Consider the following 18,978-nt stretch of genomic DNA (forward strand, 5'->3'; position numbering starts at 1 on the left):
ATGACTGCAGCAGCCGAGACCGAATTCCCCTTGAAGGATTGGGTTCCCGAGACTCGCACCCTGCTCGTCGGCGACCGCGAGGTCGAGCCCGCAGGTGACACCTGGGACGTGTACAACCCGGCGACCGAGCAGGTCATCGCCACGGTCGGCGGGGCCTCCCTCGACCAGGTCGACGCCGCGGTCGCGGCTGCACGCGAGGCCTTCCCCGCGTGGTCGGCACTCAGCGGTGAGGAACGCTCCCGCCACATCCACCGCTTCGCGGACGTGCTCGAGAAGGCCGCCGACCGGCTGCTGCCCTCGATCGTCAACGAGGTCGGCACCCCCGTCTCCCTCGCCGAATACCTCCAGGTCAAGATGGCCGTCGACGAGCACCTGCGGTGGGCGGCGGAAGCCGCGAAGACCGACCGCACCATCCACCTCGGCGAGTACGACAAGCCGGTCCCCACCATGAGCGACGTGGTGTACCAGCCCGTCGGCGTGGTTGCGGCGATCACCGGCTACAACTACCCGCTCAACCTGGCGATCTTCAAGTTCGGTGCCGCACTCGCCGCCGGCTGCACGGTGGTGCTGCTGCCGTCGCCGCGTACCCCGCTGACCACCCTGTTCCTCGGCGACCTCATCCGTGAAGCCGGTCTGCCCCCGGGCGTGATGAACGTGGTCGTCGGAGGCGCCGACGTCGGGCAGCGGCTGTCGTCGCATCCCGGGGTCGACCGGGTCTCGTTCACCGGGTCCGACGGTGTCGGCGCGAAGATCATGGAGCAGGCGGCCGCGAACCTCGCGGGCGTGACCCTCGAGCTCGGCGGGAAGTCGCCCAACATCGTGCTGCCCGGGGTGGACGTGCAGAAGATCGCCGTCGAGATGCACCTGCGCTGGTCCCGTAACGGCGGCCAGGGCTGCGCGGCGCTGGCACGACTGCTCGTCCACGAGGCCGTCTACGACGAATTCCTCGAAGCCGGCGCATCCGCGTTCGATCAGATGGTGGTGGGAGATCCGTGGGATCGCGCCACCAACATCGGGCCGATGATCCGCCCCGATCACCAGGCACGGGTCCGGGGCTACATCGACGGTTCGGTCGCCGAGGGCGGCAAGAAGCTGCTCGAGGTCACCAAGCCGCTGCCCGAGCGTGGTTGGTTCGTCAATCCTGTTCTACTGGGCAATCTTCCGCACGACGCCCGCGCCGTCCAGGAGGAGATCTTCGGACCCGTCGCGGTGATCCTGCCGTTCAAGGACACCGAGGAAGCCATCCGCCTCGCCAACGACACCCCGTACGGTCTCGCCGCGAACGTGTGGTGCGACGACCCCGTCGAGGCGCGCCGCGTCGCCGAGCAGATCCGTGCCGGTACGGTGTGGATCAACGGTGGCGGCGCGATGCGGCCGGATGCCCCGTTCGGTGGCTACGGCAAGTCCGGTGTGGGCCGCGAACTCGGTGAGTGGGGTATGCGCGAATACCTCGAGGTCAAGCACATCCAGTGGCGGATCTGAACCGCCCGAACATTGTTCGACGCTGAGACGACAGTCGACGAGAAACGCCGCGACGGCGGTCGACGAGAAGGCTGGGAGACGACGATGAACGCATCCGGTGTGGGCCCGCTCGCGGGCATCAAGGTGCTCGAACTGGGGACGATGTACGCGGCACCCACCGCGGGGCGCATGCTGCGCGACTTCGGTGCGGAGGTCGTCAAGGTCGAAGATCCGACGACCGGTGACTTCGCCCGCCAATGGGTTCCGCAGAAGGAAGGTTTGTCGCTGGGCTTCTCGCGGCTCAACGCAGGCAAGAAGTCGCTCGGCATCGACCTGCGTTCGGAGCAGGGCCGCGAACTGGTGCGCAAGCTCGCGGCGGAGGTCGACGTCGTCGTCGAGTCGTTCCGTCCCGGCCGGCTCGAGGAATGGGGTCTGGGGTACGAGGCACTCAGCGCCGAGAACCCCGGCCTCGTCCTCGCCCGCGTGTCCGGCTTCGGCCAGACGGGGCCGAACCGGACACTGCCCGGGTTCGGGACCGTCGCGGAAACGGCCAGCGGATTCGCGCACGTCAACGGCTGGCCCGATTCGCCGCCGACGTCGCCGCCGTTCGGGTTCGCCGACTCGATCGCCGGCCTGTCGGCCGCGATGGGTGTGTCCATGGCCCTGTACAAGCGGGAACGCACCGGACAGGGTGACGTCGTCGACGTCGCGCTGTACGAGCCGCTGATGTTCATCATCGGGGACATGTTCCTGCGCTACACCGCTCTCGGGGAGATCCAGCAGCGCATCGGCAACGCCACCGGAGCGGCCTCGCCACGAGGAATCTACGAGGCGCAGGACGGACGATTCCTGTCGATCGCCGCGTCGAACCAGGGCATCGCCAAGCGGCTGTTCGCCGCGATGGGCAAGCCCGAGATCATCGACGACCCGCGGTTCGCGACCAACGCGGCTCGGCTCGAGAACAACGACGAGGTGCAGGCCCTCGTCAAGGAATGGGTGGGCTCGATGCCGCGCGCAAGCGTGCTGGAGACCCTCGAGAAGTTCGAGGTCGTGTCGGCACCGGTCAACGACGCCGCGGATGTGGTGGCAGATCCTCACTTCCAGGAACGCACCCTTGTCGAGATCACCGGCAACGAGATCATGAAGGGCGTGCTCACGCCCGGTCCGGTTCTGCACCTGGGGAGCTACTCCGGACCCACCTACGACGGTGTGCCCACGATCGGTGAGCACACCCACGAGGTGCTCGCCGCCCGTCTCGGCCTCACCGCGGACGACCTCGCCGCGCTCGCCGCGGCCGAGGTGATCAGCGCACCGTAGATCCCCACATCCCGAGGACCGGGTCGAGTTCACCGCGAACTCGACCCGGACTCGAATATGCCCCGATGCAGCAGACGACGCACCAGGAGGGGACAGGACCATGCGCCTGAACATCGGATCGGGCTCGGCCTACGCCAACGACCGGCTCGACACCGCTGCCGCGATGGCGGACAGCGGACGCGTCACCTACATGGGTTTCGACTGCCTCGCCGAGCGCACCATGGCGCTCGCACAGATCCGCCGGATGGGCGATCCGGGTGCCGGTCAGGACGAGCGGATCGGCGCGCTCGTCCCGATCCTGAAGAATTTCCTCGAAGCCGGCGGCAGAGTGGTCGGGAACTTCGGTGCCGCAAATCCGGACGCGGCCGCCTCGGATTTCGCTTCCGGTCTCGCCCGGCTCGGTATCACCGGCACCCGTATCGGCATCATCCGCGGTGACGATGTCCGCGACACCGTGCTCACGCACGACCTCGAGCTACCCGAACTGGGGACCACCACCCGCGCGCTCGGCGACCGGATCGTCTCCGCCAACGCCTACATCGGCGCCGACCCGGTCGTGGAATGCCTGCAGCAGGACGCGCAGATCGTTCTCGGGGGGCGAGTGGCCGATCCGTCGTTGTTCGTGGGCCCCATCTGCCACGAACTCGGATGGTCGCTCGACGACTGGGACCGGGTCGCCACCGCCACGCTGGCCGGGCATCTCCTGGAATGCGGAGTGCACAGCACCGGCGGCAATTTCGAGGATCCGCCGTACCGGGTGGTGCCGGATCCGCACAACCTGAGCTTCCCGCTCGCCGAGATCGACGACGACGAACTGGTCGTCACCAAACTCGACGGCACCGGCGGTGCGGTGGACGTGCGCACCACCCGCACGCAGCTCTACTACGAGATCCACGATCCGGCACAGTATCTCACACCGGACGTGACCGCCGACTTCAGCGGCGTGCACCTCGAGGAGGCCGGCGCGGACAGGGTGCGTCTGTCCGGCGCGCGCGGTGCGGCGCGGCCCGACACGTTGAAGGTGCTCGTCGGTGTCGATCTCGGCTACAAAGCTGTCGCCGAAATCTCCTACGGCGGACCGGGATGCGTCGATCGGGCGCGCCGCGCCGAGGAGATCGTGCGGAAGAGGCTCGAGCCGATCCGCGATCGCATCGAGGAACTGCGCATCGAACTGCACGGTGTGAACACCCTTTTCGGTGATCGGATGCGCGGTGGGGAGCCGGCCGAGGTGCGATTGCGGCTCGCCGCCCGCGCCCTCTACGCCGATGTCGCCAAGGCGGCAGCCTACGAAATCGAATACCTGTACTTCGGGCCGGCCGGTGGCGGTGGCGTGGTCACCTCGGTCGTGCCCGCGATCGTCGTGACACCGGCGCTGCTGCCGCGCAGCGACGTGCCGCTGTCCGTGGAGGTGATCTCGGCATGAAACTGCGCGAGGTGGCGTACAGCCGCTCGGGTGACAAGGGCGATGTCAGCAACATCTGCGTGTTCCCCCACGACGACGGTGACTACGAGTGGCTGCGGGAGGTGCTCACCGCCGAACTCGTCGCGAAGACGTTCGGGGATCTCGTTGCGGGCACCGTGACGCGCTACGAGATCCCGGTCAACTGCTGCCTGAACTTCGTCCTCACCGAAGCCCTGGCCGGAGGCGTGTCCAAGTCGCTGCGAGTGGACCCGCACGGAAAGTCCTACCAGTCACTGATTCTCGACATCGACCTTCCCGAAAGGCAGGTGCGGTCGTGAACGGCGCATCGGTGTACATCGACGGACGGTGGGACATCGGCCGGGGCGAGCCCGTCGACTCGATCGACCCCGCCACCGAGAAGGTGATCGCCCGGTGGCGTCAGGCCGACGCCGAGCAGGTCACCGCGGCGGTGAGGGCCGCACGTCGCAGCTTCGACGCGGGGACGTGGCGTACCGCCGAACCCGACCGGCGCGCCAAGGTGCTGCGCCGGATCGCCGACCTGATCGACGATCGCGCCGACGAGCTCGTCGACCTCGTGGTGCGGGAGGTCGGCTCACCGATCACCCTCACCCGTGCCCTGCAGGTGGGGCAGCCCGCCGTGAACTTCCGCTGGTTCGCCGATGCCGCCGAGCGCGGCCCGCGTGGCGGCTACCGGGAGCAATTGCCGGGGATCCGCGGACCGGTCGCGTCGGACAGCGTGCTGGTGCGCGAACCGATCGGTGTGGTCTCGGCGATCGTGCCGTACAACTACCCACTCAACATGATCTCGTGGAAGGTCGCGCCCGCACTCGCCGCAGGATGCAGCGTCGTGCTGTTGCCGTCTCCGCGCGGGGCTCTGACCGCGCTGGCGTTCATGCGGCTCGCCGACGAAGCAGGAGTTCCGCCGGGGGTGCTCAACCTCGTCCTCGGAGGCCCGGAGGCAGGCACCGTCCTCAGCTCGCACCCCGACGTGGACATGGTGAGCTTCACCGGTTCGTCTGCGGTCGGCTCCGCCGTGATGGCGCAGGCAGCGGCGACCCACAAGAAGGTGGTGCTCGAACTGGGTGGCAAGTCACCGAACATTCTGCTTCCGTCCGCGGACCTCGATGCCGTGGTCGGGCCGTCGGTCCTGCGTTTCTGCCGCAACGCCGGCCAGGGTTGCGGCGCCACCACCCGGATCCTCGTGCCGGAGGACCGGGTCGACGAATTCCTCGGCCGGGCAGCAGCGTTCATCGAGGAATCGGTGCCTACGGGTGATCCGTTCGACGAACGCACCGAGGTCGGGCCGCTCGTCTCGGCCGAGCATCTCGCGCGGGTTCGCGGCTACCTCGAGCGGGCCGTCGCGGGCGGGGGCCGCGTCGCCGTCGCCGGGGATCGTCCCGCGGGACCCGGCTGGTTCCTGCCCCCGACCCTGGTCACCGGCGTCTCCAACGACGACGAGATCTGCCGCGACGAGCTGTTCGCACCGGTCGCGGTGGTGCTGCCGTACCGCACTGTCGAGGAGGCCGTCGCCGTCGCCAACGACTCCCCGTACGGACTCAACGCCGGCGTGTTCGGTGACCTCGACGAGGCCCTCGCCGTGGCCGAACGCCTCGACACCGGCACCGTCGCGATCAACGGCGGTGGGCCGATGCGCCCCGACGTCCCGTGGGGTGGTTCCAAACGCAGCGGCACCGGGGTCGAGATGGGGGAGGACGGGTTCGCGGAGTTCTTCCGGATCAAGCACCTCAATTGGCAGGTGCCGTCGTGAACCCCGCCGTCGCTCCCGCGTATCCGCTTGCCGCCGGTCATGTTCCGGGCGACGAGATTCGCGCGCCGTTCGGTGATCGCACCGTGCCGTGGCTTCTGGCCCGGTACCGCAACGCCGTCCCGGACAAGGTGTTCCTGACGTGGGAGCCCCACACTGGTGCCGCCGCGCAGTCGTGGACGTACGAGGAGTTCGGCATCGCCGTGGACCGGCTCGCCGCGGGACTGCAGGCTCGCGGCGTCGCACCCGGCGATCGCGTCGTGCTCCTGATGGACAACTGCCCCGACTTCCTCGCCGGATGGTCGGCGATCGTGTCGATCGGCGCGGTCGCGGTGTGCCTGAACACGCGCAGCAGCGCCGACGAACTCGCCTACTTCGACGAGCATGCCGCGCCGCGCGCCGCGCTCGTCGGCACCCGCTTCGCGGACACGGTCGCCGCGGCGATGCCGGGCCTGTCGTGGACCGTGACGACCACCGGAACCGACGCGTTCGGTGACGCTACGGACGGCCCGCTCGCCGAGCTCACCGGCATCGCGGACGTCCCCACCCCGGTGCGCATCGATCCGATGGCAGCGGCCACCGTCCAGTACACGTCGGGTACCACCGCCCGGCCCAAGGCGGTGGTCTGGACACACACGAACTGTCTGTGGGCGGCACGGACCAATGCGGCCCACGCGGGACTGCGCCCCGACGACACCGGGCTGATCACGCTGCCCCTGTTCCACACCAACGCGCTGGGCTATTCGTTTCTCGGGTTGCTGTGGGTGGGGGCGAGCATCGTCCTCACCCCCGGGTTCTCGGCGTCCCGATTCTGGGACGTGTCGGTGCGGCAGCGCTGCACGTGGGTGTCGGTGGTGTCGTTCATGCTGCGTGCACTTGCCGCCCGACCGGTCCCCGACGATCACCGGTACCGGCACTGGTCGGGCAGCACCAGCGTGCTGTGGGGACCCACCGGTATTCGCACGACCGGCTGGTTCGGGATGACCGAGACGGTGTCGCACCCGGTGGTGAGCGAGCTCGACCACCCCGACCCGGACGGGACGATGGGGCTGCCGGCACCCGAATACGCGGTGGCGGTGGTCGACGAGGACGGGCTCGCCGTCGAGCCGGGCGTCGTGGGGGAGCTCTGGGTGCGCGGTGTGGTGGGCGTGTCGTTGTTCGCGGGGTACTACCGGAACGACGAGGCCACCCGCGACGCGTTCACCGAGTCCGGGTGGTTCCGCACCGGCGACCGGGTGAGCCGCGATCGGACGGGTCGGCTCCGATATGTGGAGCGGGCCAAGGACATGCTCAAGGTCGGCGGCGAGAACGTGGCCGCGGCCGAGGTCGAGCGGGTGGTGGCGGCGGTGCCGGGTGTGCGGGAGGTCGCGGTGGTCGCCGCACCCGACCACATGCTCGGCGATGTGCCGGTCGCGTTCGTCATCGCCACCGAGCGGGCGGCGGACGGTCTCGTGTCCGACATCGAGGCGGCGTGTGAGCGCATGCTGTCGGACTTCAAACGGCCGCGGCAGATCCGGCTCGTCGACGAGTTGCCGCGTTCGACCTTGGACAAGGTCGCCAAGGCGCGGCTGCGGGCGTTGCTGGCGAACGAGGTGGAGGCACCTGCGGGATAGGAGAGCGGTATGGAACTCGGTGTGATCCTCGGCGACGTGCACACCACACTGTCGCCGCGCGAGCATCTCGACGGTCTGTTGAGGCAGGTCGAGGCCGCGCAGCGCAACGGGGTGCGCTACATCGTGATGGGCCACCACTATCTGTACGGCAATTTGCGCTGGCTGCAACCGATTCCGACACTCGCCCGGATCGCGGCCGAACTGGATCTCGGGGTGCGGATCGGCACCATGGTGGTGCAGGTCCCGCTGTTCCATCCGGTCGCGCTCGCCGAGGAACTGGCGACCCTCGACATCCTCACCCGGGGACAACTCGTCGTCGGCGCCGGTGCCGGATACCGCCGCGAGGAGTTCACCGCGTTCGGCGTGGACTTCGATCAGCGGTTCGCGATGATGGACGAGGCGCTGCAGATCGTGCGCATGTTGTGGACGCAGGACGAAGTGACCTTCCACGGCCGGTTCTGGACCCTCGACGGAGTTCGGACCCACATCCGGCCGTGGCAGGATCCCCATCCGCCGATCTGGATCGGCGCGCTGCGCGATTCGGGTGTGCGGCGCTCGGCGAGGCTCGGCGACGCATGGCCGGTGACGCCGGAAACCAGGACCTCGGACATGCGCCGCATGTTCGACGTGTATGCGCAGGCGCGGCGGAAGCACGGCCGGCCACTGGTGGCGAGGCATCCGTTGCGACGGGAAATCGTGCCGGGACGCACGACCGAGGCGGCATTCGCCCGGTTCGAATCGATGGCCCGGGACCGCCTGCTGGCGTACGCGCAGCGGGAACTGGTGACCCGGGACGCCGACGCCCTGCGGGAACAGTTCAGGCAGGTCGCGGAGAAGGAAGCGATCGTCGGCACCCCCGGCGAATGCCTGGCGCAGTTGCGGGATCTCGCCGCGCAGGTGCCGGTGGATCCGGTGATCGTGCGCGCCCAGTGGCCCGACATGAGCTCGGACGAGGTCGTGGCCTACCTCGACGACCTGGGACGCGACATCGTGCCCGGCCTGAGCGAGATCACCGCGATCGACGCGCATGCACTGGAGAGCCGGCCGGACGGCCGGTTTCCGACCACGACAGGAGCGGTGTGATGTCCCTCGATGACCGAATCATCGAACCGGTCTGTCCCGAAGCAGATTTCGATCACAACTCGCCTGAACACGCCGCCGACCCGGTGGCGTCCTATCGACGACTGCGTGAACTCGGTCCGGTGGTTCGTTCGCCGAGACACGACGGCTTCTGGGTGTTCACGGACTACGAGAGCGTGTTCGAAGCCGCACGTGACGATCAGGTGTTCTCGTCGGCGCGGTGCCCGTACGGGGGCGACGGCCTGGCGACGGTGATCCCCAAAACTCCGGTCAACCATCATATTCCGGTGGAGCTCGATCCACCGGAGCACCGCAAGTACCGGAAACTGATCAATCCGTTGACGGCACCGGCCGCTGTCGAACATCTGCGCCCCACGATCGAGAAGTACACGACGTGGTTCATCGACCGGGTGATCGAGGACGGCCGTTGCGACTTCGCGACGATCATCGGGGTGCCCGCGGTGGTGACGATCGCCTGGCTCGGACTGCCGCCCGAGGACTGGGAGCGATATGCACACGCGCATCACGCCGCGTTGTCCGAGCTTCCGGGCACTGCGGAGTTCGCGCACGCGATCGACGTCGAATTTCCTTGGATGGAAAGGCAGTTGAGATCGGCGATCGCGCAGCGTCGCATCGAGCCGCGCGATGATGTGCTGACCCATCTGGTCACTTCGCAGGTCGACGATCGTCCGTTGACGGACGACGAGGTGTTCGCGATGGCGGAACTGCTGATCTCGGGTGGTGTGGGCACCACCGCGTCGCTCGTGGGCCAGACGTTGATGTACCTCGACGACGATCGCGAGTTGCGCCGCACTCTGATCGAACACCCGGAGAAGCTCCCCCGGGCAGTCGAGGAGTTCCTCCGTGTCTTCTCGCCCACGCAGGCATTGGCGCGCACCGTCACCTGCGACGTCGAGTTCGGTGGCCGTCCCTTCCGGACGGGCGATCGGGTGCTTCTGAGCTGGGCCTCGGCGAACCGGGATGTCACCGCTTTCGAGAACCCGGACACCGTCGATATCGATCGATGGCCGAACCGGCACACGTCGTTCGGGATGGGTGTTCATCGCTGTGCCGGTTCGCATATCGCCCGTGCCCTGGCGGTCGAAATGCTCGGCCAGATTCTCGGCAGGATGCCGGACTACGAGATCGTGCACGACGGAGTCCTGCCGTTCGCCCATCAAGCGGTCAACCCTGGCTGGAAGAAGATGCCGGCCCGGTTCACTCCGGGGGCGCGTCGCGGTTCCGGAGACGGGGTGCGTTCGGGGTCGCAGTGAGCTGTTGCACCCCAGCAGTTTTCGAATCCCGACAACGGAAGAACCCGTTGACGGGCATCGAACGATGTGAGCATAATCATATTCATCGATTGAAGGGTGGTTGTTCGATGGGATTCGACGGCAAGGTCGCATTCGTCACCGGGGCGGCGCGCGGGCAGGGACGCAATCACGCTGTGCGCCTGGCTCGTCAGGGAGCCGACATCATCGCGCTCGATCTGTGTGCCCCCGTAGGAGGTGCACCCTACGACATGGCCACTCCGGCGGACCTCGACGAGACCGTACGACTCGTCGAAGCCGAAGGGCGGCGAATCCAGGCGACCGTCGCGGATGTTCGCGACCCCGCCGCGGTGACAAAGGTTCTCGCGCGCGGCGTCGAAACGTTCGGTCGCCTGGACGTCGTCGTGGCCAACGCCGGGATCGCCGGTAGTTATGCGGTCGAGGACCTCACCGACGAGGTGTGGCGCGACATGATCGACATCAACCTCACCGGCGTGTGGAACACCGTCAAGTCCTCGATTCCGCACCTGCGTGCCGGTGGGAGCGGCGGCAGCATCATCCTCATCAGCTCGATCGCAGGCCTCAAGGGCCTACCCAACAACGCGCACTACGCCGCGGCCAAGCACGGTGTGCTCGGCATCATGCGCAGTCTCTCGAACGAGCTGGGACCGGAAGGTATTCGGGTCAACGCGGTGCTGCCCACCAACGTCGATACACGCATGCTGCTCAACGACGCCATCTACAAGCTGTTCCTGCCCGACGCCGACAAACCCACTCGCGACGACGTGGAGCCCCTTCTCCACGGCATGCATGCCCTCGACGTTCCCTTCGTGCATCCCGACGACGTGAGCAACGCAGTGCTCTTCCTCGCCGGCGAACAGTCCCGTTACGTCACCGGCATCGCCATGCCGATCGACGCCGGCGCGCTGGTGAAATAGTGACCGGCCACGGAGAACGGAGCGGGCGGGCCGACGACGTCGTCGCGATCGGCGGGCTCACCGCACGCTATGCGCTCGTCGTCGACGATCACGACATGGAAGGTCTCGCCGACCTGTACGCGCCCGACGCAATGCTCGTCGGTCTGTCCGGCACCCTGCACGGACGGGACGCCATCGTCGCGTATGTCCGCAGGACCCTCGAGACCTACGACGGGGCCAGTGTCCACACCCCGCATCCCGGCGTCGTGGACTTCACCGGCGAGAACACGGCCCAGGGTGTGGTCCCGAGTCACGTCGAATACGCGCAAGGGGGAGTGCAGTACGTGCTGGCGTTGCGGTACCACGACCGCTACGTGCGCAGCGACGACCGCTGGCGCTTCGCCGAACGGCGACTCGAGGTCCGGTATGCGGCGCCGGTCCACCACTACGGCACGGTTCTCACGAATCTCACATCGATCGAGGTATAGCAATGCAGGACAACGATATTCCCGAAACCTACGACGTTGTCGTTCTCGGTAGTGGCGCAGCCGGGCTGTGCGCCGCGCTGTCCGCAGCCCGCGCAGGCGCCACCGTCGCGGTGTTCGAGAAGGGTGAGCTGCTCGGCGGGACGACGTGCCTGTCCAGTGCGGTGGCATGGCTGCCGAACAATCGGTACGCCGCCGAAGCGGGCATCGAGGATTCCCGCGAGCACGCCCTCGCCTACCTCGAATCGCTCTCGAACGGCATGATCCTGCCCGAGCTGGCACAGGCTTTCGTCGACACCGTCCCCGAACTCCTCGACTGGCTCGGCACCACGCCGCTGAAGATGCAGCTGGTGCCCGGATATCCCGACTATCACCCCGAGCGTCCCGGTGGTATGCCCGGAGGCGGGCGGTCGCTCGAGCCGGGCCTGTTCAGCTTCATCGACCTCGGTCGCTGGCAGGACAAACTCGTCGGCGTGCCGCGACGGATGACCGTGGGCGAAACCCCGATCGGTGGTGGTACCGGGCATCTGCCGCCCGAGGTGCTCGCCGGAAGGGAACGCGAGGACGTCGAGGGGCTCGGCCGCGGCATGATCGCCGCGCTGCTCCAAGGCTGCCTGGACGACGGCGTCGCCGTGTACACCGCCGAGCGTGGCGTGCGCCTGCTCCGTGGCGAGCAGGGCCGGATCTCCGGGGTGACCTTCGAGGGGCCGGACGGCACCCATGATGTTCACGCGCGACGCGGCGTCGTGCTCGCCACCGGCGGATTCGAATGGGACGAGGACCTTTGCCGCGACTTCCTGCGCGGACCCCTCCGGCACCCTGCCACGGTGCCCACGTCCACCGGTGACGGGCTCCGCATGGCGATGCGCGTGGGCGCACAGCTCGGGAACATGCGCGAAGCGTGGTGGGCGCCCGTGGCCGTGCTGCCGGGACAGCAGGCGAACGGTGTACAGGCCGTGCAACTCGTGCACCGCGAACGCACCGCGCCGCATTCGATCATGGTCAACCGCCTCGGGCGCAGGTTCACCAACGAGGCGACCAACTACAACGCGCTCGGCGGTGCATTCCATCAGCTCGACGCTCACGAATTCGACTACCTCAACCAGCCGTGCTGGCTGATCTTCGACGCGGACCACCTCGACAAATACGGCGCGTTCGGCGCGGCTCCGGGCACCGAGGCGCCGGAGTGGGTGATCCGGGCGGACACACCGGCCGAGCTGGCCCGGCTGATCGACGTGCCGGCCGGGGCACTCGAGGCGACGCTCGCGCGGTGGAACGAGGACGTCGCCCGCGGCCGCGACACCGAGTTCCGCCGGGGCGAGAGCATCTACGACGGATTCGTCGGCGACAAGAGCGAGTACCCCGGTGTCGGATCGACGCTCGGTCCCGTCGCGCGAGCGCCCTTCTACGCCGTGCAGATCCACAGCAGCACACTCGGCACCAAGGGCGGTCCGCGCACCGATGCGGACGGTGCCGTTCTCGACGTCGACAACTGCGTGATCCCGGGCCTGTTCGCGGCAGGGAACGTGATGGCCGCCCCGACGGGCATGGTCTACGGCGGTGCGGGCGGGACACTCGGGCCCGCGCTGGTGTTCGGGTACCGCGCGGGGCGCGCGGCGGCGCGCGGGGCGGATCATCCGCTCGGATCGTCGTCCGATTCGGCCGATGGCGCGATGGAGCCGGCCTCGGCGTGACGATTCATCGGAGGGCCCGGTACGCGTCGGCAACGATGTCCGGCGCGGACGGGATCGCCTCCGGACTGTGCGGATACGGAAGCCGGACGTAACGTCCGGCTGCGTCGGATATCCGGACAGCCCACGTCCAGCCCGAAGGTGACCACGCCCCACCGACCTTGCCGAGGTCCCCTTTGGGTGGATGCTGCCCGGTATCCGAGGCCTGCGCTTGGACGTCACCGAGGTCTAGGCTCCGCAACGACCACGTTGTTCCGCAATCGGGACCTTCGGATCTAGCTCCACAAGTAGCTAATAATGATGATAAACATTAAAGTGTTGTTCATCACATACGCTGGGAAGTCGGAAGGAGAGCACACATGGGGCGAGTAACCGACAAGGTCGCGCTGGTCACCGGCGCTGCGCGGGGTCAGGGCCGCTCGAACGCGGTTCGTCTCGCGGAGGAAGGTGCCGACGTCATCGTGCTCGATGCGTGCAAGGACATCGACACCGTCGCCTACCCGCTCGCCACTCCTGACGATCTCGCCGAGACTCATCGCCTGGTCGAGGCCGCGGGCCGCCGGTGTCTGTCGCGGGTCGTCGACGTCCGCGACCGGGCGGCGCTGGACCTCCTCGTCTCCGACGCGGTCGAGGAGTTCGACCACATAGACATCGTCAACGCGAATGCCGGCATCGTCAGTTTCACCCCCACCTGGCACCTGAGCGACGAGGAATGGCAGAACGTCATCGACGTCAACCTCACCGGTGTCTTCCACACCGTGCGTGCGGCCGTGCCCCGGATGATCGAGCAGGGTACCGGCGGGGCGATCGTCCTCACCAGTTCGGTCGCCGCGATCAGGGCGAGCCGCAATCTCGGGCACTACGCAGCCAGCAAGGGTGGTGTCGTGAGCCTCATGCGCACGCTTTCCAACGAACTCGGCGAGCACGGCATCCGGGTGAACACGCTGAATCCCGGCACCGTGCGGACCGATATGATCGAGAACGATGCGATGTACCGCATCTACCGACCCGATCTCGAGTCGCCGACACAGGACGACATCGTCGACCACTGCCGTCGGCGCAACGAACTCGACGTCCCGTGGGTCGAAGCTGTGGACATCAGCAATGCGCTGGTCTGGCTCGCCTCCGACGAGGCCCGCTATGTCACCGGTGTCGTCCTACCCATCGACGCCGGCCTCCTCGCAAAGTCCTAGAACCGTTTCGCTCGAAGATTCACCTCGGAAGGAATGCACGATGGAAAGCCCTGCCCGCTGCCCCGTGATCCACTTCGATCACAACTCGCCGGAACACTCGGCAGATCCTGCCGGCTCGTATCGGAGAATCCGCGAATCGGTGAAGGTGGGATGGACCGAAGCCCACGGCGGGTACTGGGTGTTGTCCGACTACGCCTCCGTCTTCGACGCCGCACGCGACGACGAAGTATTCTCCTCTCGCCGAACGAAATACGGAGGAGAGGGGCTCTCCGTCGTCATTCCCAAGACGCCTCACCACGATCACATTCCGATCGAACTCGACCCGCCCGAGTTCCGTAAGTACCGCAAGATCGTCAATCCCATCTCGGCGCCGGCTGCCGTCGAGAAGATGAAGACAATGGTCGATCGCCACGTCGCCGGATTCATCGACAGTGTCATCGAGGCCGGCAAGTGCGACCTCACATCGGTGATCGGCGTGCCGTCCATCGTGACCATCGAATGGCTGGGCCTCGATGTCTCGGAATGGCGGCGTTATTCCGGGGCTCACTTCCAGGTGCTTGCCGGCATTCCCGGTACGCCCGAGCACACGCAGGCCGTCGAGGTCGACTTCCCGTATCTCGCGGATCGGATCCGGCAGCGGATCACCGAGCGTCGCGCAGAACCCCAGGACGACATCATCAGTTATCTGGTGCAGCAGGAGGTCGACGGCGAGCCCCTGAACGACCACGATACGTTCGCGATTGTCGACCTCCTGATCTCGGGTGGCGTGGGCACCACGGCATCTCTGGTGAGCAACTCGCTCGTCTGGCTTGCCCGAAATCCCGAGGTGCGGCAGCGCCTCATCGACGACCCGAGCCTGATGGACCACGCCGTCGAGGAGTTCCTGCGGTACTTCTCACCGACCCAGGCCCTCGCCCGTACCGTCGTGCAGGACATCGATTTTCACGGCTGTCCCATGAAGAAGGGGGATCGCGTTCTGCTGTCGTGGTCCTCGGCGAATCGCGACGCGGAGCTGTTCGAGAACCCCGACGAGGTCGATATCGATCGTTGGCCCAACCGCCACACCGCATTCGGTATCGGCGTGCATCGTTGTGCGGGTTCCCACCTCGGCCGTTACATGTCGCACGCGCTCATCAGCGAGGTGCTGCGGCGTATGCCCGACTACGAAGTGGACGTCGACGCTCTCGAGACCTACCCCCGTCAGGGTGTGAACTCCGGATACCAGCGGATCCCGACGACGTTCACGCCGGGTGAGCGGATCCTGACCGACTACACCCTCATGTGAGATCGGGGTCGGTCCGCGCGACAGAAGTCCGCGGACCGACCGCGTCCTTGACGGTGGCGACGGTTCCGAGGCTTCCGCCCTCATCTCCGTGCGCTGGGCCCGGGTTCGAATTCGACATGCAACTCGGGGATGCTCCGGGTGTAGAGGCCTTCCTCGCGCGGAGTGAAGCCGTCTCGGTACCGGATGGACTCCATCGTGTCGAGGATCAGATTCAAGGCGATCGTCATCTCGGTCTTGGCCAATAGCGATCCGACGCAGAAATGGCGTCCGAGGATGAACTGAACATGGTTTGCGGCCCCACTGAAGGCCCGGTCGACCTGGAGATCCTCGCGGAAGATGTCGAACCGGTCCGGATCCGAGAAGTGCCGCTCATCGCGGTTCGCGGCGGCGAGCATCATGATACATGTTGCCCCCGAAGGAATCACGGTGTCGTCGATCTGCACCTCGTCCTCGGTCTGGCGCATGATCATGTGCACCGGTCCCGAGTGCCGCAGCGTCTCCGCGATGACCCGGTCGGTCAGGCTGCGATCCTCCCGGACGGCCTGCAGCTGGTCGGGATGGTCGATCAGGTTGCGGATCATGCTGGTGATCGCCTTGTCGGTCGTTTCACCGCCCGCGACGAGCAGCAGGCTGACGAACGCCTTGATCTCTTCGTCGGACATCTTCTCGCCGTCGACTTCTGCCCGGCACAGGCGCGAGAGTAGGTCGTCGCCGTTCCCGAAACGCCGTTCGCGAATGATCGGGAGCATGTAGTCCCGAAGTTCCTCGTGGGTGCGCTGCGCCGCGGCCGTGATGTCGGGATCGCCGGCGAGGTTGTTCAGGTGCGCCATGATCGAGAAGTACCATCCTCGGAACCGCTCGTGGTCGCTCTTGGGAAGGCCGAGCATATCGACCATGACGTTGATCGGGAAGCGGCTCGTGAAGTCGGAAACCAGTTCGGCTTCACCACGTCCGGCGACTTCGCCGAGAAGGTCGTCGGCCGTCGCGGCGACGATGCCCTCGATGAGTTCGGCCGCATTGTGGGTGATGGCCGGCATGAACTTCTCGAGTCCGTTCCCGCGGAAGAACGGGTTGAGCAGTGAACGGTGTTTCGAGTGTTCGGTGCCCTCCATCTGCAGAATGGTGCGCCCGTGGATCGGTTCGAGCTGCCATTCGTAGTTGCGGCTCGAGAATTTCGGGCTGCGGAACGCCCCGGCGCAGTCATGGTACCGGCTGATCAGGTAGCTGTCCGTGCCCTCGTGATGCAGGGCGGGGAAATGGTCCCGAAGCACCCGGTAGTAGGGGTACGGATCGCCGAGGAATTCGGCGGAGAGAATGTCGGGAGCGGTCGGGCGGGGTTCTACTGCAGTCACGCGATCTCCTCGATATCGAGTGGATGGTGCGGAAAGCGGAGGGGGAAGCTGGTGTGAGACACCGCGCTTCACATACCTTGTGTGGCCTGCGTCACTCAATGGATGGTAACTATAATTAGGAATGAGCGGATGTCAATATCCGTTACGGGGGATAGCGCCCGGTGCTTCCCGGGCACGACGCACAAGGGCGCCGCTCCTGGGAGCGGCGCCCTTGCGACGGACTCGCCGAGAGTAGGTCGACGTGCGAATGAGGATCAGTTGCGTGGCAGGGTATTCAGGAACTGTTTGGTTGCCTCGTCGAGATAGACGTATTCCTGGTAGTGGTCGACCTGATTGCGGGTGTCGGCGTAGAAGAACCGTCCACCTTCGCCGAAACCGCCGTCGACCTCGACGGTGACGCCACGCGCACGATAGTCCGCGAGCGCCCGCTCGTACTCGTCGAGGGTGTCGAAACTGCTGCACATGTGATGGAACCGCAGCGCGAACTCCGAGCGGTCGACCGGCAGGTGCCGGCGGTAGAGATCGACTTCGCCCGAAACCGGTTGGATGATCTCGAACTGCATGTCTCCGACGTACGCGAGCGCGACGTCGATCACGACCTCCCCGCCGCCGACGGTGGACAGCGTGAAACCTTCGAAGACCTCGATGCTCGCGACGCCCTGCTCTTCCTGGAACACCTTCACAGCTCGGTGTACGTCGGTGGTGACCCAGGCCAACTGCATGATGTTCTTGTACACGTGGAGTCTTTCTGTTCGGAGATTCTTCAGGTGAGAACCCGTGTGCGCCGGGTGAGCGGGAACCGTCGTCCGGTTCACGCTCACCCGGCGACTACGTCAGAAGAACCGCTTGACAACTTTCGCCGTCGGCGCGACGTCCATGTCCGAACGGACGTAGAGTGCGTCGGTGACCCGCCTTACCGGCAGGGTGTGCCACGGATCGAGGTCGGATTCCACGCCGAACGAGATCGAGCCCCGACCCGACCACGCTTGCTTCGGGGTCACGTGGCAGGAGTTGAGCACAAGATCTGCGAGTGACGGGTCTCCGCCCTCGGGATTCGGGATGACACGTAGGCCCATCGGTTTCATGTCGTAGGGCTCGAGGTCGACGGGGCGCTCCGGCTTCATCTGTACGGTACAGATCCGGGTTCCTTTGGGGCGCTCCACGATGCCCTGCATGACTTCGCTTTCCTGCTGCCATTCGATGTGACCGAGCTTCTTGGGGTTGCCCAGATCTCACGTCCGGCCGCCAGTGCGGACTCCTGGTTGAGCAGGATGCGGACGGGGTAAATGCAGGGCTCGCCTTCCCATGTGCAGTCGAGGAACTGGTATGCCTCCTCGTATGCACCGAAAGTGGTGAACGGCATCTTGGCGATCACGATCCGGACGGTTGCGGGCAGGGTGAGCTCGAAGCCCGCTGCTTCCGGCAGGATATCGAGCGCAGCGTTCTCGTCGGTCTCGTAGGAAACCGTAATGGTCTCCATATCGCGGTAGTAGACGGGCGGTTTCGGGTACAACGGCTCGTCGACCGGCATCGTGTAGCCGAATTTTTCAGGCGTGAGTCGTCCTTGCTTGGCCATGTTCTGCTCCTTTTCGCGGATGTGGTTGTGGCTGATCAGCGTTCGTAGGCCGGCACGGTGGTGCCGGCGGGGACGATCTTCTTGTCGAACTGGGCCCGCTCGATCAGTGCGGTGTCGCAGAACTCGAGCATCGACGCGATCTTGCCGTCGCGAACGGTGACGATCCAGCAGTACTGGTTCTTGTACGCAACACCGTTGCGGCCCATGCCATCCGAGCGACAGAATACGACGACGCGGTCGTCTTCGAGCGAGAGCACGTCCTCGACCTCGAGAGGCTTGATCCCGTACTCCTGGCTCAAGCCCTGAACCGAGGGGCCTTCTCGCTCCTCGCCGCGGAAGTTCGCGCCGAGGAAGTCGTTCTGGATCGACTCGAGTCCGTGGTAGGTGCCGGAGATCGGGGTCGAGCCGATCAGTGTCCACGTGGCGTCGGGGTGGAAATACCTGGTGAACGCCCCACCGACCTCCTCCGAATCGCCGCGGGTGGCGGCGAGCCAGTCCTGGACGACCTTCTTTTCCTTGGTTCCCATGTTCGTACTCCGTGTTCTCCAC

General features: G+C 66.5%; 16 protein-coding genes and 1 pseudogene. 13 read left to right on the plus strand and 4 right to left on the minus strand.

The window, feature by feature from the left end:
• The 13 genes from I0Q12_RS10570 to I0Q12_RS10630 all read left to right on the plus strand — a co-directional run bounded on the left by I0Q12_RS10570 (position 1) and on the right by I0Q12_RS10630 (position 15,501).
• On the plus strand, positions 1–1,482 hold the full coding sequence (locus I0Q12_RS10570; RefSeq protein ID WP_197251875.1) for an aldehyde dehydrogenase family protein: 1,482 nt from the start codon (positions 1–3) through the stop codon (positions 1,480–1,482).
• An 84-nt stretch (positions 1,483–1,566) separates the two neighbouring features.
• Positions 1,567–2,778, plus strand: a complete 1,212-nt coding sequence (locus I0Q12_RS10575) for a CaiB/BaiF CoA-transferase family protein (RefSeq protein WP_197251876.1) — start codon at positions 1,567–1,569, stop codon at positions 2,776–2,778.
• A 100-nt stretch (positions 2,779–2,878) separates the two neighbouring features.
• Positions 2,879–4,201 (plus strand): acyclic terpene utilization AtuA family protein, encoded by a 1,323-nt coding sequence (locus tag I0Q12_RS10580; protein WP_197251877.1) that lies wholly within the window; start codon positions 2,879–2,881, stop codon positions 4,199–4,201.
• The gene (locus tag I0Q12_RS10585) at positions 4,198–4,518 is read left to right on the plus strand and encodes a hypothetical protein (protein ID WP_197251878.1); all 321 of its coding nucleotides are present in this window, start codon (positions 4,198–4,200) and stop codon (positions 4,516–4,518) included. Before I0Q12_RS10580 ends, I0Q12_RS10585 begins: the two co-directional genes overlap by 4 nt.
• Positions 4,515–5,969, plus strand: coding sequence for an aldehyde dehydrogenase family protein (locus I0Q12_RS10590; protein WP_197251879.1), 1,455 nt, complete (start codon positions 4,515–4,517; stop codon positions 5,967–5,969). The genes I0Q12_RS10585 and I0Q12_RS10590 overlap by 4 nt, the downstream gene beginning before the upstream one ends.
• Positions 5,966–7,579, plus strand: coding sequence for an AMP-binding protein (locus I0Q12_RS10595; protein WP_197251880.1), 1,614 nt, complete (start codon positions 5,966–5,968; stop codon positions 7,577–7,579). The genes I0Q12_RS10590 and I0Q12_RS10595 overlap by 4 nt, the downstream gene beginning before the upstream one ends.
• Positions 7,580–7,588: 9 nt before the next feature.
• Positions 7,589–8,662 (plus strand): LLM class flavin-dependent oxidoreductase, encoded by a 1,074-nt coding sequence (locus I0Q12_RS10600; protein WP_197251881.1) that lies wholly within the window; start codon positions 7,589–7,591, stop codon positions 8,660–8,662.
• The gene (locus I0Q12_RS10605; protein WP_197251882.1) at positions 8,662–9,933 is read left to right on the plus strand and encodes a cytochrome P450; all 1,272 of its coding nucleotides are present in this window, start codon (positions 8,662–8,664) and stop codon (positions 9,931–9,933) included. Before I0Q12_RS10600 ends, I0Q12_RS10605 begins: the two co-directional genes overlap by 1 nt.
• 107 nt (positions 9,934–10,040) lie before the next feature.
• Positions 10,041–10,868 (plus strand): mycofactocin-coupled SDR family oxidoreductase, encoded by an 828-nt coding sequence (locus I0Q12_RS10610; RefSeq protein WP_197251883.1) that lies wholly within the window; start codon positions 10,041–10,043, stop codon positions 10,866–10,868.
• Positions 10,868–11,335 carry a nuclear transport factor 2 family protein gene (locus I0Q12_RS10615; RefSeq protein ID WP_197251884.1) on the plus strand — a complete coding sequence of 156 codons (468 nt, stop codon included), beginning with the start codon at positions 10,868–10,870 and terminating at the stop codon, positions 11,333–11,335. Before I0Q12_RS10610 ends, I0Q12_RS10615 begins: the two co-directional genes overlap by 1 nt.
• A gap of 2 nt (positions 11,336–11,337) precedes the next feature.
• Positions 11,338–13,026 carry an FAD-dependent oxidoreductase gene (locus I0Q12_RS10620; protein ID WP_197251885.1) on the plus strand — a complete coding sequence of 563 codons (1,689 nt, stop codon included), beginning with the start codon at positions 11,338–11,340 and terminating at the stop codon, positions 13,024–13,026.
• 356 nt (positions 13,027–13,382) lie between these two features.
• Entirely contained in the window at positions 13,383–14,216 is an 834-nt protein-coding gene (locus I0Q12_RS10625; RefSeq protein WP_197251886.1) for a mycofactocin-coupled SDR family oxidoreductase, read from the plus strand.
• A gap of 40 nt (positions 14,217–14,256) precedes the next feature.
• Positions 14,257–15,501: a cytochrome P450 gene (locus I0Q12_RS10630; RefSeq protein ID WP_197251887.1), complete on the plus strand. Its 1,245-nt coding sequence runs from the start codon at positions 14,257–14,259 to the stop codon at positions 15,499–15,501.
• Between the two features lie 80 nt (positions 15,502–15,581).
• On the opposite strand, the gene I0Q12_RS10635 is transcribed toward I0Q12_RS10630, so the two are convergent.
• The 4 genes and pseudogenes from I0Q12_RS10635 to I0Q12_RS10655 all read right to left on the minus strand — a co-directional run bounded on the left by I0Q12_RS10635 (position 15,582) and on the right by I0Q12_RS10655 (position 18,956).
• Entirely contained in the window at positions 15,582–16,853 is a 1,272-nt protein-coding gene (locus I0Q12_RS10635; RefSeq protein WP_197251888.1) for a cytochrome P450, read from the minus strand.
• A gap of 254 nt (positions 16,854–17,107) precedes the next feature.
• Complete coding sequence (locus I0Q12_RS10640) at positions 17,108–17,590, minus strand: VOC family protein (RefSeq protein ID WP_307846164.1); 483 nt, start codon at positions 17,588–17,590, stop codon at positions 17,108–17,110.
• A 96-nt stretch (positions 17,591–17,686) separates the two neighbouring features.
• A pseudogene (locus tag I0Q12_RS35090) lies at positions 17,687–18,429 on the minus strand (acetoacetate decarboxylase family protein).
• Between the two features lie 35 nt (positions 18,430–18,464).
• The gene (locus tag I0Q12_RS10655; protein WP_197251891.1) at positions 18,465–18,956 is read right to left on the minus strand and encodes a nuclear transport factor 2 family protein; all 492 of its coding nucleotides are present in this window, start codon (positions 18,954–18,956) and stop codon (positions 18,465–18,467) included.
• Between the last annotated feature and the right edge of the window lie 22 nt (positions 18,957–18,978).

The sequence above is a fragment of the Rhodococcus sp. CX genome (assembly GCF_015865005.1).
Classification (GTDB): domain Bacteria; phylum Actinomycetota; class Actinomycetes; order Mycobacteriales; family Mycobacteriaceae; genus Rhodococcus.

Excerpts from the sequence above, each read along its gene's own strand:
- I0Q12_RS10570 (WP_197251875.1), top strand. The coding sequence starts at position 1 with ATGACTGCAGCAGCCGAGACCGAATTCCCCTTGAAGGATTGGGTTCCC.
- I0Q12_RS10575 (WP_197251876.1), top strand. The coding sequence starts at position 1,567 with ATGAACGCATCCGGTGTGGGCCCGCTCGCGGGCATCAAGGTGCTCGAA.
- I0Q12_RS10580 (WP_197251877.1), top strand. The coding sequence starts at position 2,879 with ATGCGCCTGAACATCGGATCGGGCTCGGCCTACGCCAACGACCGGCTC.
- I0Q12_RS10585 (WP_197251878.1), top strand. The coding sequence starts at position 4,198 with ATGAAACTGCGCGAGGTGGCGTACAGCCGCTCGGGTGACAAGGGCGAT.
- I0Q12_RS10600 (WP_197251881.1), top strand. The coding sequence starts at position 7,589 with ATGGAACTCGGTGTGATCCTCGGCGACGTGCACACCACACTGTCGCCG.
- I0Q12_RS10605 (WP_197251882.1), top strand. The coding sequence starts at position 8,662 with ATGTCCCTCGATGACCGAATCATCGAACCGGTCTGTCCCGAAGCAGAT.
- I0Q12_RS10610 (WP_197251883.1), top strand. The coding sequence starts at position 10,041 with ATGGGATTCGACGGCAAGGTCGCATTCGTCACCGGGGCGGCGCGCGGG.
- I0Q12_RS10620 (WP_197251885.1), top strand. The coding sequence starts at position 11,338 with ATGCAGGACAACGATATTCCCGAAACCTACGACGTTGTCGTTCTCGGT.
- I0Q12_RS10625 (WP_197251886.1), top strand. The coding sequence starts at position 13,383 with ATGGGGCGAGTAACCGACAAGGTCGCGCTGGTCACCGGCGCTGCGCGG.
- I0Q12_RS10630 (WP_197251887.1), top strand. The coding sequence starts at position 14,257 with ATGGAAAGCCCTGCCCGCTGCCCCGTGATCCACTTCGATCACAACTCG.
- I0Q12_RS10655 (WP_197251891.1), bottom strand. The coding sequence starts at position 18,956 with ATGGGAACCAAGGAAAAGAAGGTCGTCCAGGACTGGCTCGCCGCCACC.